The organism is Colwellia sp. PAMC 20917, assembly GCF_001767295.1.
Taxonomy (GTDB): Bacteria; Pseudomonadota; Gammaproteobacteria; order Enterobacterales; family Alteromonadaceae; genus Colwellia_A.
In genome coordinates this window covers 1,229,817-1,245,559 of the sequence record NZ_CP014944.1, presented here as the reverse complement: position 1 = coordinate 1,245,559, position 15,743 = coordinate 1,229,817, and the positions used below count along the sequence as shown (strand labels likewise).

The 15,743-nt window shown below is 40.7% G+C and carries 6 protein-coding genes; 4 read left to right on the top strand and 2 right to left on the bottom strand.

Annotated elements, in window-relative coordinates:
* Nucleotides 1–75: 75 nt before the first annotated feature.
* Together A3Q34_RS05255 and A3Q34_RS05250 are read right to left on the bottom strand one after the other, a co-directional pair.
* A complete protein-coding gene (locus A3Q34_RS05255) occupies nt 76–4,266 on the bottom strand; it encodes an alpha-1,6-glucosidase domain-containing protein (RefSeq protein WP_070374402.1) in 4,191 nt (1,396 codons plus the stop codon).
* Between the two features lie 273 nt (nt 4,267–4,539).
* Nucleotides 4,540–6,678 (bottom strand): pullulanase-associated domain-containing protein, encoded by a 2,139-nt coding sequence (locus A3Q34_RS05250; protein WP_070374401.1) that lies wholly within the window; start codon nt 6,676–6,678, stop codon nt 4,540–4,542.
* A 554-nt stretch (nt 6,679–7,232) separates the two neighbouring features.
* On the opposite strand from A3Q34_RS05250, the gene A3Q34_RS05245 reads away from it, so the two are divergent.
* From A3Q34_RS05245 to A3Q34_RS05230, 4 genes are all read left to right on the top strand, one after another.
* On the top strand, nt 7,233–10,244 hold the full coding sequence (locus A3Q34_RS05245; RefSeq protein WP_070374400.1) for a TonB-dependent receptor: 3,012 nt from the start codon (nt 7,233–7,235) through the stop codon (nt 10,242–10,244).
* 83 nt (nt 10,245–10,327) lie between these two features.
* The gene (locus A3Q34_RS05240) at nt 10,328–11,917 is read left to right on the top strand and encodes a tryptophan halogenase family protein (protein WP_083277907.1); all 1,590 of its coding nucleotides are present in this window, start codon (nt 10,328–10,330) and stop codon (nt 11,915–11,917) included.
* 20 nt (nt 11,918–11,937) lie between these two features.
* Nucleotides 11,938–13,662: a CRTAC1 family protein gene (locus tag A3Q34_RS05235; protein WP_070374399.1), complete on the top strand. Its 1,725-nt coding sequence runs from the start codon at nt 11,938–11,940 to the stop codon at nt 13,660–13,662.
* A 96-nt stretch (nt 13,663–13,758) separates the two neighbouring features.
* Nucleotides 13,759–15,738 carry a vanadium-dependent haloperoxidase gene (locus A3Q34_RS05230; RefSeq protein WP_070377014.1) on the top strand — a complete coding sequence of 660 codons (1,980 nt, stop codon included), beginning with the start codon at nt 13,759–13,761 and terminating at the stop codon, nt 15,736–15,738.
* The last annotated feature ends 5 nt before the right edge of the window (nt 15,739–15,743 follow it).

The window sequence follows — 15,743 nt, the reverse complement described above, 5'->3', positions numbered from 1 at the left end:
ATATTCATCCTTAGCGCTTTCTATGGTGTTAGCCCAGCTTAAATACTTAAGCTGCTCGATTAACTTACCTGATGATTATGGCTGACATTCTTGTATCGCTAAACGGCCAACATTATAGCCTTTACTTGGGTTTGCGCTGTCGAGTGTTAGTAAAAAGCTGTATGAGCCCGCCGCCAGTGTCGTATTGTTATTGGCATCGCCAGCGTTATTATAAGCAACAGGGTAATTGATACCTAAAGTTAAATTCTCCCCTTCAATATCGTTACTATCGTTTTCTTGTACCCACAATTGCGTGGTCCAACTACCGTCATCTGAAGCCAGTTTAAATTGCATTGCCCCGTCAAATTCAGCTACGGCTTGATACTGGTTATTGCCTTTGTAATGTAATCTAAACTCTTCAGTGGCATTCCACGCTGAATGATCGCCACGAACAAAGAGTTGGCCGCTACCATTAATATCAAAAGGAATTTCGTCGCTTGAATCAACTAAAGCAGCACAATCTACTGTGATGTTTTTGCTCACAATCGTTAAGCTTGGCGTCGATGTGCTGGCATTTAAACTAAAGTTATAATTACCGGCAGCCGTGGTAGTTATTTCTATATTGCCACTGTTATCAGCCGATGCTGTTATTGAGTTATCAGTGAAGGTGACATCACTAAAGGCGAGGTCGACCGCCGCCCAATCATCAGAACCCACTTTAAAAATATGCGTGCCAACCGCTAAGGTGAAATCAATCACATAGTCGCCGTTCCCTTGATAAGTAAACATATCGATTGCTGTTAAACCGTCGTCACCCCAATTGTTCATTGACCCACGTAGGTAAATACTTGTCTCGCCATAAGGGGCGGGGTCAGGCGCATTTAAGGTCGCATCTGCTGCTAAACCAACGCCTTGTGCCATTGCTTGTGGTTTTATAAAGACTGCAGTAGTTAACGCAGGTACGCTAAAGGTGCCTTTTCCTGAAGCCTCAACAAATGATGCTGTTTGAACATTAGTATCGGCAGAGCTTTGCTGGACACTGTGCAACTCAAAGCCGGTCGCAGTTAAAATATCGTGAGATTGCGTGGATGCAGTGCCGTTTATCACCACAACAAGTGCATCAATATTCTCATCAAGGTCAGTTAGACCGTTACCATCATCAATACTCATCACAATTAAGCCCTGAGTCTGTTCGCTACCGGTATTATGAAAACCTAAACGTGCATTAATATCAGCTTGTGTGGTTAACCTAAACAATGGGCTTGAGGCACGAATACTCAAAAACTCTTTAAATATATTTGATGAGAATTCAATGTCACTGGCTTGTGGCGCTGTTTCGCTATTATTGATCAGTGCTGTCATCAACGACCATTTACTTTCATTGTCTTGCGCAAGTGGCAAGCCAACATTCCAGTTATTGGTACTCATAGTGAAATCCACTTTATTGAACCAGTCACCGGCATCATAAGTGTTTCGGTCCATTGATTTTGAGCGCAGTAAATCACCACCCAGTTGGAAAAACGGAATACCTTGACTGATTAACGGCAAGGTCCCAGCAATATTTTGTATGCGCACGCGATCATTAAGACTAACTCCGGTATCAATGCCATATTGCAGTTGATCCCATAAGGTTTCATTATCATGTTTTGAGACATAGTTAATAATGTCGGCAGGGTCTTTTCCGTAAGAAGGCTTACTAAAGGTACTACCCGCTTTGATGTTGTCATTCTTATCTTGTAGTTGATAATCTTTTTGGGTACCAGCAAGTCCTAAACGAATAATGTCTTGGTCATTTAAGCTACCAGCACTTTTAAATAAAGAGGCACTGCGAATAATATCGCGAGGTCGATCGTTAAACGTACCGACTTGCGAACCCGTCATATTATTTTGATCCGCTTGTTGATAGCCTTTATCATCACGCGTCCAACCTTCACCATAGAAATAGTTATCTGTGTCTATTGCTTGTACAGCGGTGCGAGCACTTAAAATCGATGCTTTTGAATTATTACTCATAATGTCAAAACGAAAGCCATCAAACTTATAGGCTTGAGACCAAGTAAGTAATGAGTCTTGCATGAGTTTATGCATCATTTCATGTTCAGGCGCGGTATCTTGGCAACAAGTTGCTGTTTCAACATTACCTGAGGTTAAATCACGGCGGTGATAGTAACCGGGTACTACTTTATCAAGCACTGAGTTTTCCCATAAACCCGAAGAGTTAGTGTGGTTGTAAACAACATCTAAAACAACACGTAAGCCCATTTCGTGCAACGCTTGGTTCATTGCACGCATTTCAGTTATGCGAGCGACACCATCAGGATTTGATGAATAACTACCATCGGGCGTTGTGAAGTGTTCAGGATCATAACCCCAATTAAAGCTGTCTAAGCCTCGCAATGATTCGGCAAGCGCTTGTGCAGCTGTGCTGGTTGGGTCGTAACTGGCGAATACCTCGGCTAATGTATCACTAGCATTTTCAACACCACAAACAGGCGCGTCACTTTTCTTAGCGCATAATTCGCTAACGGTATTATCAAGGTTAATACGGTTAACAGTATCTTCATTTATGCTGGCAATATCGTTGGCGGGTAATAGTTGAAAGTGTGTTAAGCCTGCGTCAGCAAGAGATTTTAAATGTGTTACGGGTACAGAGGTTTCTTCGGTAAAGGCAAGGTAGTTACCTCGGTTTTCTACACGGGTGCTGGCGTCTAAAATACTAAAGTCACGTATGTGGCCTTCATATATAACACTGTCTTCAGGGTTAACAACTTCAGGAATGGTGTGGCTGTCCCACCCAATGGGTTTTAAATCACTATCAGCTAAATTAACAAACTGAGAAAAATCGCCATTGGTTGATAAAGAAATCGAGTAAGGGTCTGTGGCTTCAATTTTTTCAATGCGCTGATTTTGTTGATGATAAACGGTTAACTCATAGCGATAAAATAAGCGGTCTACTGTGTTTGGCGCGGTAAATGACCAAATACCTGTTGCTGCGTCAAGGGACATCGTATGACTTGACTGTAAAGCTTTACTTGCGTTGTATACCTTAAGGGTAACTTGCTGTGCTGTCGGTGCCCAAAGTTTAGCGCTTATCTCGCTAGCACTGTAAATAATACCTAAGTCTGCTTCGTTAGCATCGTTATTTGCCGAGGTATATAAAGCGTCTAAGATACGGGGTGTTTGCAGGTAAGTTGCTGCGATAAGTGAATCGTCACTCGCATATGAAATTGCCAATAATTTACCACTAAGCATTGATTTTGCTTTACTCACCGATGCTGATGTTGCGGTAAATGCCGCTAAATCTTTATAGCGAGGCATATTAAGTGAAATCGCAGGGTGTTCACCACCTGCCGCAGGGAGGTACTCAAGGAAGTTATCCCCTGGAATACCGCTTTCACCATCAAAAGCTAAGTCGTCAGTGGCTGAACTATAAATACGTACTTTAGCAACGTTGGTGCCGGCGTTCCAAAAAACGGTATTTTCATTGGCCCAGTGCGCAGCAACATCGTTAATTAAGATGCCTGTTGGAAGTAAGGTCGGTTGGGTATATACATCACTGATACCTGATAATGTCCAAGTCATGCGATCGCCGCTTAAATCAGCTTGATGGTCGATGCCACCTAAGTCTTTATCATCACCTTTATGGATAATAAAGTTAGCACAGTCGCCATAACCTGCTTTTAAATCGATAAGCCAGTAAGCGCCATAATTTGGATCTAGCCCTGTTTGTGCTTGCCCTGTTGCCCAGTCAGTATCGGCGTTGGCATAAGCGTCACATGTCTCGTTGTTCCATAAATGTATGATCCAATTGCTGTAAGTTGCGTCTGCGCGGTTATAGAAAATGACTAACTCGTTATCCCCTGCAGTAACCATTGGCGCTGGTAATCCCGCTGTAGCAATATCAAAGGTCAGGCTAGCAGTCGCACTAGCATTACTCGGGTCGGTAACGGTCAAGCTTGCCTGATAGTTTCCTGCGCCCGATGAGGTCACGGTTGTTGATGTATTGTTTGCACAATCAGCGATGGTCACTGTTGTTAAGCCATTGCCTGGAGATAATTGACAAGATAATGCATCGCCGTCACTATCGGTAACAGACCATGAATAAACGATTTCCTTAGGAGATGACTCAATAATTTCATGGCTGAAACTCGTCATAGTTGGCGTATTGTTCACCTTGTCAGGTGTCTTAACTTTATCACCACCATCACTGCTTCCACCGCCACAGGCACTTAATGCGGTGGTGACCGTTGCTATTAGGGCAACCTTTTTAAATTGAATTATTGTCATCTTATCACTCTTAGGTTTATGCAATATTTATCTGTTGTACATTTGAGCTACACTAGATAAATATTATTTTTAATTATTCCTTCATACTAAAGAGTCGACTGGTTAATGAATAGCCATTACATACGTATTCAAGACAGATTTATGACCTTTTATTTACTGTTTAGCGACGTTTTGTTGACGATTGATAAGGGAATTATAGGCATAAAAAAACCGTGATAAATCACGGTTTTTACAATGAGATGTATTTACTACATCAATAGTAAGTTTGTTTGATTAGTTGGTTTTCTCAGTAATCGTTAACATAGGTCTTGATGGGTTAATTGCGTTCAATGTAAAGACATAAGTCGCTTCTTTAGTTACATCAAAAGTAATATCAGCACCGGGTAATGTTAAGGTTTTTGCTTCACCGGCGGTTAAGATATTATCATCAACAACACCGCCAACTGTAGAGTCTTCTTCCCAATCAGCAGAGGCAATTTTAAAATTATAGCTACGAACGGGTAATAACGTTTCTATTGTATAAATACCTGCAGCATAAGTTAGTATATAAGCTTCTTCGGTAGCCCATCCATTCATATCGCCTTTAAGGTACATAGTACGTTCTTGGTAAGGGGCAGGCGCTTCGGTTACTGTTAATTTAGGCGCGGTGAAATCAGTCGCATCTAAAGTGAAGGTTAATATTTTATTTTCAGTCACTTCAATGGCAATATTATCTTCACCCGGTAAGGTTAATAATTTTTCTTCACCGATAACAATATCACCTTCGCCAGCAAAAGCACCCATAGTAGAATCGTTTTCCCAGCCATCTGACGCTATTTTAAAGCCATACTTTTTAGTGTTATCAATCAATGCATTTACCACGTAAGTGGTGTCGGTAAGTGCAAAGTCAAAGTTAGGTGTTGTTGACCAATCGTTCATGTCACCTTTTAAATACAAAGTGCGACCTGAATAAGGTACTGCATTCTCAATTGTTAATATTGGGGCACCTTTATTGGTGGCATCAAGTATAAATCGATAAGTACCCGCTGCAGCGGCAGTGAAATTAATGTTTTGAGCAACATTTTCACCAAAAACTAATGTGGTGGCGGTATCAAGTGGCACAACGGCACCTTCGGTGGCAATACCGAAATTAGTCTCATCAGTCCAGTTAGCATCAGCCACTTTAAAGGCATAGTCTTGCATTTCTAATGGATGTAAAGAGGTGTAGATATTTTCACCCTTATATACCATAGGAAGGGCATTAGCCCATTCGTTCATGTCGCCTTTAACATAAAGTACTTTGTCATAAGCAACTTCAATAACAGTTAACGTTGGTGCTTCAGTATCTGAAATATCTAAAATGAACTGGTAGTTACCGTTGTTAGGAATGGTAAGGCTAATGTTTTTACCTAGCTCTTCACTGGCAATCAATGTTTTACTTTCGCCAAGAACGACTGTTTCATCACCTTCACTTGCGCCAAAGGCATTGATAACATTCCAATCTGCATCAGCAACTTTGAAATTATAAGCTGTCGCTGAGCCTGTAACGGCTAGTGCCATGGTGTAGACACCTTCAGAGTAAACAAATTTATTGCTGTCGTCTGTGGTTTCCCAGTCAATGAGGCCGCGTAAATAAAGTTCAGCTGCGCCATCAACAATAGTTGGCACTGCATTAGGGTCGGTTACACACTCGTCACCCGCTTCATTAGCAATAAGTGGCGCTTCACACTCTAAAGGTGCTGGTGTTGAGCCACCAGGAACAACTAAAGAGGCAAACGTTCGTGGGAACGGAAATATAGTGGTTTCTTTTTCTAGTAAGAATAATTCACCGGTATTAACTGTGCTTATATCAACAAGAATATCATCTTCACCTGAAAATTTAACTGAACCAATAGCATCGTAAACAATAAAGTTAATACAATTAGGTGGATCGATAGTATTCATTACCCAATAGGCGCCAAAATTATCATCAATACCTGTCCACGCTAATGAAGAGCCCCAAGGTGTGGTCCCTTCAGGACGATCAAAATCTGCATAGGAGTTACAGTCAGCGTTATTCCAAGCGTGTAAACCGGCAAGGTTATAATCTATCGCACTGCCATCCGTTGGTGTTTCAAATTGAAAATAAATAACTAATTCGTTTGCCGCTGGTGTGTAAGCTGGCACGGGCATAGTGATACCGTTAGAGCCATCAATCCATGCCTCTTTGCTCATTTCACAAAGTTGAGTATCAGGGTTGGCAACTTCAGGGTAATTACAGGGGGTAATAACTAATTCACATGCATTACCCATTTCGTTAATTGTTTCTGGTGACTTACACCAAAGAGGGGATTCAGTAACAGCATTACTTTCATCACTTCCTCCACAGCCTGCTAATACACTAACCAATACGGCTAACGTAGCAAACGATAATTGTTTCATATAACCAGTCATAAATGACATCTCCACTTAAATGTTGATAAGGTGCTAAGCCGTTATGTATATAGCAAACTTAGTACGTTGTTTTTATTTTAATAATTGTTATTGCTTTATATTGTTACTGTCACGTAATCAAAAAACGGTCTTAATCATCCATTAAAAAGTAGCTTCAGGTTATGTTGAATCTAATTTCATCATCCTTTCACTGGGGAACGATGTTATGCCGCGTTGACTATAAAACCTAATGCTGATGTTATGAATACGTATTCAAAGACTTGCAGTAATCTGCTTTTATTCTGACTTTCATTTTTTAAGGTTATGTAATCAAAGGAAATAACGAGTTTGCTTGCTTTCTAAAACCATCTTATTACTAAAGTTCACTGATGGGTAATCGGTTGTAACTGTGTAAAAAATGATTACTATGAAGTTGTCACCGTAAATCTTGAAACATAAATAGATAGGGAATATCTCATAAAAATAATTGACTCCAACTCGCTGTGCGTTATCAACCATAGTGCAAGTGTAAGTAGGGGCTTCTCGATAATACATATTATTAGGAATATGAAACAATGAACAAATTCAAGCCAAATATATTAACACTCAGCTTAATAGCTGCGGGTTTATCATTTGCTAGTGTTCCCAGTTTTGCTCAAGATGCTCAAGAAGAAGTAAAAGCGCAAACTGTTAACGTTAACAAACCAAAAACATTAGAAGAAAAAGAAAATGCAGTAGAAGTTATTGAAGTTAGAGGTTTTAGAGGCAGTATTATTAAGTCTTTAAACACTAAACGTTTTTCAGACACTGTCGTTGATGCGATATCAGCTGACGACATTGGCGGTTTACCCGATGTATCTATAGCCGACTCTTTAACACGCTTGCCAGGTGTTACCTCAGTACGAATCGATGGCCAATCAAGCGAGCTGAATATTCGTGGTTTATCAGGTGGCTTTGTATTTTCGACATTGAATGGTCGTGAACAAGTTTCAACAGCAGGTGGACGCTCAGTTCAGTTTGATCAATTTCCTTCAGAATTAATTAAGCAAGCGCAAGTGTATAAATCACAAAAAGCGTCGCTTATAGAAGGCGGTATTGCTGGTACTATTGAACTAGAAACCGCTAATGCACTAGATAATGAAAAAGAAACTAGCTTTCGTTTTTCTGCTCACGGAAATTGGAATGATGCCGCTGCTGGCAATGAAGATTCTGCTGATTTTGGTCGCCGCTTAACCGCTTCTTATCAAGCAAAATTCTTAGATGACACGCTTGGTCTTTCATTGGGTTACGCCGGTATGTTTCAGCCTACTGTGTCGAGCCGTTTCGTAAACTATCAATTTGACGACCGAGATTTATCAGAAACATATGATGGCGGTCCAGAAAGTCTATTAGTTTCATCTGGCTTTGAAGTTAATGAACGTGGTGGTGAAGATAGTCGTGATGCTTTTGTTTTGGCGTTAAATTGGGAACCTCGTGATGATTTACGTTTCCAATTTGATGGTTTTCATTCAAAGTTTGACTCAGAAAAATGGGATCGTGGTTTACGTATATCAGGCATAAACAACATTGCCAGCCCAGGACAGTCTTTACTCTTAACCGATCCGCTTATTGCTAACGGCGCACTTATCGGTGGTACCATTGCTCGTAATCCTAATGGTGATGCCATTGCGCCACCTTATAAAGGTTCTGATCGTAGCTTAAATATTCAAACACAAGCCGATGATAATACGACCAACAGTGAATTAAGCTCATTTGGTTTAAAGGGTGAATGGGAAATTAATGATGATTTATTAATGACCGTTGATTTTGCCCATTCTCAAGGTAAAGAGACCAGCAAAGATCAAGTTATGCGTATGGCTTATTTTAAAGACTCTAGCGCAGCAACCCCTATTATTGATAACGACATCATCTTTAGCTATAAACTTAATGGCTTAGAAAACCCTGATTTAGCCTTTAACCAAGACTTTACCGATACCGACCACATGATGGTAACCAGTGCAGAGTCGTATCCAAGTATCGAGTCAAATGAATCAAATGCTGTACGTGTTGATTTCGCTTACCAACTTGAAAGTGACATCTTTAGTTCAGTTGAATTTGGTGCCCGTTTATCGGAGCGTGAATATGAATTGGGCCGTGGTCGTTTCTTATATGGTACTACCGACGCAAATATGCGTAATGGTCAATACATCACTTATGCAGGTACCGATGAAGAAGGTAACCCGATAGAAACAGAACGTTTTGCTCCTTTTCCATTATCCAATGAAAACTCCACAGTAACAAGTATTAACGGTGACTTACCGGGTATGCCGAGTTTCTTAGCGGTTAACAACAACGATATTTTAAATGCTTGGATCCCAAATGTTGATCGTACGCCAGTACGTGACTGGAATCATAGCTGGACAATGACTCAAAATAATATTGTTGAAGAAGAAGTTACCGCAGCTTACGTGCAATTAAACCTAAACGCTGAACTGTTTGGTTTACCGTTAAGCGGCAATGTAGGTCTTCGCTATGTTGGCTCTAAACAAAGCAGCACAGGTTTAGTCAATGTGGGAGCGGGTAATGGTGATGTAATTTATGATGATGTTGGCGGTACAAGCGACGAATTCCGCCGTGAAACAGTCAGCGAAAGTTATAATGATTTATTACCATCTTTAAATTTGAATATTCAATTATCTGAAGACGACCAATTACGTTTTGCTTACTCAAAAGTTATGTCACGTCCAGATATGCCATCAATGGCTAACAGCGGTAACTTTAGATTTAATTCAGCGGATGACGGTCGAAACTATATTGATTTAGACAGTTCAACTAGCCCATCAATACGTCCGTTTTATGCAGATCAAATTGATATTTCTTATGAGCATTATTTCTCTGAAACCGATGGCGCGTTTGTTTTTGCTATTTGGAACAAAGACATTGAAAACATGCCAGGTACAACCACAGATAAGAATTTTGATTATCAGGCTAATGGTATTGCTGTACCAGCAATACCTGACGACAAGACGCATGCTGAGTACGATAGCGAAACAGGGGAGCCCATTGGCGAACCACTCGTTTGGGAAAATGGCACTTATTCACACGCCGCTAATAACGCAGAGGCGGGTTATATTCGTGGTATTGAAATTGGATATACGCAAACTTTTACCTTTTTACCTGATATGTGGAAAGGCTTAGGCGCTAACATCAATTTTTCTTACACCGAAAGTGAAATCGAACGTCCGTCAAATGTACCAGGTGAAGATGGTCAGCCAGGTCCAATCGAAGGTTTATCACCGCGCGTATTTAGTGCAACACTTTTTTATGATTACGAAGATTTGTTCACCGCACGTGTTAGTGCGCGTCATCGCGCAGAATACTTGAGTCGTCAAATTGCGATCGGTGATTCACAATCAGCGTATTTCCAAGAAGAAACGATTATTTCTGCACAAATGTCGTATAACTTTACTGAGAATCTACAAGGAGTCGTTTCTGTTGATAACTTAACAGACGAACCGAATATTTCTTACTTTGGTGATACTTCACGTACCGGAACAATTCAGTACTTTGGTCGCACGGTTTACTTTGGTATTAATTATTCAATGTAAATGAAAACTTAAAAAGGTGTGGTTGAAACCACACCTTTTTTATTTGTCGATAGTCATGGTAATTTTTTAAGCAGTAAAAATTAATGATAAATTCAGCCTGCCCAGATAAAACAGCACAAAGCACTTCCCCAAAAAAACTTAACATGGTGATTTTAGGTGGTGGTACTGCAGGTTGGATGACCGCTAATTTAATGGTTGAAAAGTGGCAAAACCACCCCGTTTCAATAACATTAATTGAATCTCCTTCGCTTGGTGTTATTGGTGTTGGTGAAGGCTCTACACCACAATTAAAAAGCTTCTTTGATAAAATAGGTGTCACCGAACAAGAATGGATGCCGCAATGCAATGCGACCTATAAAAATGGCATATTATTCAATGGCTGGTCAACACGAGTAGGTTTTGAAAGTTATTTTCATCCTTTTACTTCGCTTATCGATGCCCATACGGCTCCTGCCTTTGTCTATAACACTCAGTATCGTCGCAAAGGCTTTAACGTCGATTGTCATCCCGATCGTTTCTTTTTGTCTGCACAATTAGCTAAACAAAAAAAATCTGCGGTTGGCGAATATAATTTTCCTTTCGATATTGGCTATGGCTATCACTTTGATGCCATTTTATTGGGGAAGTTTTTAGGAAAAGTTGCGCAGAAAAAAGGTGTTAAGCATATTTTGGCGCAAGTTGATGAGGTAAACGTAAATGATGCTGGCGACATTCAATCGTTAACACTTGATAACGGCGAGGTCATTGCCGGTGATTTTTTTGTTGATTGCTCAGGTTTTAACAGCCTACTTTTACAAAAAACATTAAAAGTACCTTTTATCAGTTTTAAAGATAACTTATTTAATGACAGTGCTGTGACCATCTCTGTAGCAAGAGATGAAAACGCTCAGCAAGGTCTTAACTCACAAACTATTGCTACTGCGATGAAATGTGGTTGGGCGTGGGATATTCCGCTAACTAACCGCACTGGAAATGGCTATGTTTATAGTTCGAAGCACTGCACTGGCGAACAAGCAGAGCTTGAGTTACGAGAAAAACTTTCATTGGTCGATGAAGCCATTGACGTTCGTCACTTAAAAATGAAAGTAGGGCGAGTTAAACAACATTGGCACAAAAACTGTGTCGCTATTGGCTTGTCGCAAGGCTTTATTGAGCCCCTTGAAGCGACCGCTTTACATTTTGTCCAAGAGAGTATTGAAGGTTTTATTGATGATTTTTCTCTCGGTGAATACAGCAATATTTATCAAGATAGATTTAATGAAAAAATGAATCATCGTTTTGATGGCATTCGCGATTATATTGTCGCTCATTATCGCTTAAGTTCGCGTGACGACACCGAGTACTGGCGAAAAAATAGCATAAATCCCAATATATCTAACAATTTAAAGAAAATAGTACAGTGCTGGGTCGCGGGTGATGATTTAAACAAAGCCCTAATTCAACCAGGTATGGTGAGTTTTTACCCACCAGTTTCTTGGCATGCTATGCTTGCCGGTTACGGTATTTTTCCTGAGTTGTCACAAGACAAACGACTCGCCGAAAAATTTGGCGAGCAGGCTCTTGATGCCGCACATAAATATGACTTAGCGCATATAGACCAGTTTATTCAACGCTGTTCAGTAAATTTTGCTGATCACCAACAGTTTATTAATGACAAGCTCATTAATAAATAAAGTTATTGATAGGTATTCAAATGAAAAACACGCGATCATCACTTTACGCTTTCCCCTTCTTTTTCTTATTAAGTTTCACACTTACTGCGCTATCAGGTTGTGGTGGTGGAAGCGCGAGTAACGATAAGCCTGTTGAGAAAACAGGTGTTGAAGCACCTGTTTTAATTGGGCCACAAGTTGCGGGTATTGCTGCAAAGGTTACCGAGCTGGCTGCCATTGGCAGCGCTAGTCATCAGTGCCATGGCGTTGAAAATAGTGCGCAATCATTACAGTTTTCGGAAATCTCTCAACAAGCGGGTATTACCTTTAGCCATTCAATGCCCGATGGTGATGGCGTATTAGGTATGTCTGGTGGTGTGGCGGCAGGTGATTTTGACAATGATGGCTGGGTAGATTTATACGCGATAGGTGGTGAAGGGCAAGCCAATGTTTTATTAAAAAATCAAGGTGATGGTACCTTTACTGACCGAGCTAGCTTTTCAGGTGTTGCTCAAAAAAATAAAGGCAGTGGTCCTGCTTTTGGTGATTTTAATGGTGACGGCTTATTAGATTTATTTGTTGGTGGTGTCGGTGGCGATGCGGCAAAGCTTTATGTTAATCAAGGAAATGAACAATACCTAGACATTACTGAAAGCTCAGGTCTGGTACTGCCGGGTAATAATTTTTCAGGCACTTGGGCTGACTACGATAAAGATGGTGACCTTGATTTGTTTGTTACTCATTGGACCGAAGAACGTAGCGGTTACTTTGCCTATTTTTGGCGGAATAATGGCGATTCAACCTTTTCAGATGTCACCTTTGAAGCCGGTATAAAAAATACCAGTAATGCCGATAAAACCTTAACCGCAACATTCTCTGATATTAATAACGATGGTTGGGTCGACCTACTCTTAGTGACAGATTATGCGCAAACCCGTCTTTACAAAAACAATAAAGATGGCACGTTTACCGATATCACTGACCATGAAGTGATAACAGATAATACCGGCATGGGCTCAGCAGTAGCTGACTACGACAATGATGGCGACTTAGACTGGTTTGTTAGCGCAATATCTTATCGAGACGAACCGGCAAAGTTAGGTTGGCTGTCTCCAGGCAATCGCTTTTATCAGAATCAGGGCGATGGCACTTTTCTTGATAAAACAGACGAGCTTGGTGTTCGTCATAGCTCTTGGGCATGGGCGACTTGTTTTAGTGATTTTAATAACGATGGTTTACAAGATTTATTTGTTGTTAATGGTATGTATGGCGAAAATATTGAAAAAATGTTTTTAGACGATCCTTCTCGACTCTTTCTTGCTAATGGCGATGGTACTTTTAAAGAGTCATCCATCGATGTCGGTATTGATGACAAGTCGATGGGGCGAGGCTTAGTATGTTTTGATTATGACAAAGACGGTGATCAAGATATTTATATTGCTAACCATGATGAGCCACCTAAGTTGTTTTGTAATAATGGCGGCAGTAAAACGGGGCAGAATAACTTTATCAATATCAAATTGGTTGATGCAACCAGTAATTCTCAGGCATTAGGGGCAAGGATATATGTCAGTAGTGGTGATATTCGTCAAATGCGGGAATTAAAATCAGGAACAAATTATGTCTCACAAAACCCGGTTGAAGCACACTTTGGTTTAGGTAAGTCGTCAATAATAACCCATATACGTGTAGTGTGGCCTGATGGCGAAGAGTCAGTGATCACTCAAGTAGCGGTCAATAAATTTGTAACTATCGAGCGTATTTAGGCGCTATTGACTAATTATTTAGTCGCGAGCCAATAATTGTTAGAATCAAAATAAGTATAAAAATAATAAGTAGACCTTATGATTAAGCCGAGCAAAATGAAAATAGTAAAAAATATTATCCTGCCACTCATGTTAAGCCCATTATTATTAACGGCTTGTGGTGGTTCAAGTTCAAGCAGTAAAAATGAAGTGATTGTTGCCGCGCCAATAACAATAACACCTGAGCGAAGTGGACAGTCAGTTGCAAGACAGTGGAATGAAGTTTTACTGCATGCAATACGAAATGACTATGCGCGCCCTACAGTACATGCTCGAAATTTATTTCATATTTCATCAGCAATGTTCGACGCTTGGTCTGTTTATCGCCCACAAGTGAAGCCTTTTTTATGGGGCAATAATGTTGCTGGGTTTAACTGTCTTGCACAAGCCGTTGATTTGCCAATCGACATTATCCCTTTTCAAGAGCAAGCGATAAGTTTCGCCAGTTATAAAATGATCAAACATCGTTTTCGCTTATCACCTGGAGCCAATAATATTATTGCCACAGCCGATGCTTTAATGACGCGCTTAGGCTTTGATGTCGATGATACTTCTGTCGACTATGTTAATGGTTCAGCTGCAGCACTTGGTAATGCTATTGCCCAATGCTATATCAACTTTGGTTTACAAGATGGCGCTAACGAACAACAATTTTACAGTAACCGCCATTACCAATCGGTTAACCCTGCGTTAGCTTTGGGAGCTGGCCAGTCGGGTAACCCGACTATCGTTGACTTAAATCGCTGGCAACCCCTTTCTATTCAGGGATATATTGATCAAGCAGGAAACCCGGTTGACGATATGCCTGAATTTCTAAGCCCAGAATGGGGACAAGTTGTTCCATTTTCTTTATCTGCAAATGACAAAACTGTTTTTACCCGTGATGGATTTGACTATCAGGTTTACCATGATCCAGGGATGCCGCCGTTAATAGGTTCAGATACAGCAGATTTATATAAGTGGGGCTTTTCGTTAGTCGCGATATGGTCAGCTCATTTAGATGAGAACGATGGTGTTGAATGGGATATATCGCCAAAAAGTATCGGTAACATTAATAGCTTTCCAACAACTTTTTCTCAATATAATGAGTTTTATAATCAACTTGACGGTGGAGATACTAGTGCCGGTTATACCCTTAACCCAGTAACTAACCAACCTTACCAAGAGCAGATAGTGCCTCGTGGTGACTATGGCCGAGTACTCGCCGAATTCTGGGCAGACGGTCCTGAATCTGAAACACCGCCGGGTCACTGGTTTGTCATCCTAAATACCGTTAGCGACCATAATTTACTTGAAAAACGTTGGGCGGGTACTGGCGAAATATTAGGTCATTTAGAATGGGATATAAAAAGCTATTTTGCCATGGGGGGCACTATGCATGACGCGGCAATCGCAGCTTGGGGGATTAAGGGGCGCTACGATTATATTCGACCTGTTTCAGCCATTCGTGCAATGGCTGACCTAGGACAAAGTAGCGATGAGCAATTACCTTCTTATCACCTTAACGGAATTCTTCTTGTTGATGGTTACATCGAACTTGTTGGAGCGAACGATGCACTAGCAGGGGATAATAAGCAAAATTTCGGAAAAATTAAAATTTATGGCTGGAAAGGTCCCGATTACATTAACAACCCCGCTACTGATAAAGCCGGTGTTGATTGGATTTTAGCTGAGAATTGGTGGCCTTATCAGCGTCCTTCTTTTGTAACCCCACCTTTTGCCGGTTATGTATCTGGGCATTCGACTTATTCTAGAGCCGCTGCCGAATTAATGACCGCAATGACAGGTTCGCGATTCTTTCCTGGTGGAATGAGCCAATTTGACGTGGTTGCCAATGAGTTTTTAGTTTTTGAACAAGGGCCAAGTGTCAATATGACCCTGCAATGGGCGACTTATCAAGATGCTTCTGATCAATGTAGTCTGTCACGTATTTGGGGAGGTATTCATCCACCTGCCGATGATATTACCGGTCGCTTAATTGGTGAGAAAATAGGTAAAAATAGTTTTGAATTTGTACAAGACTATTTTAATCAATAACCTTT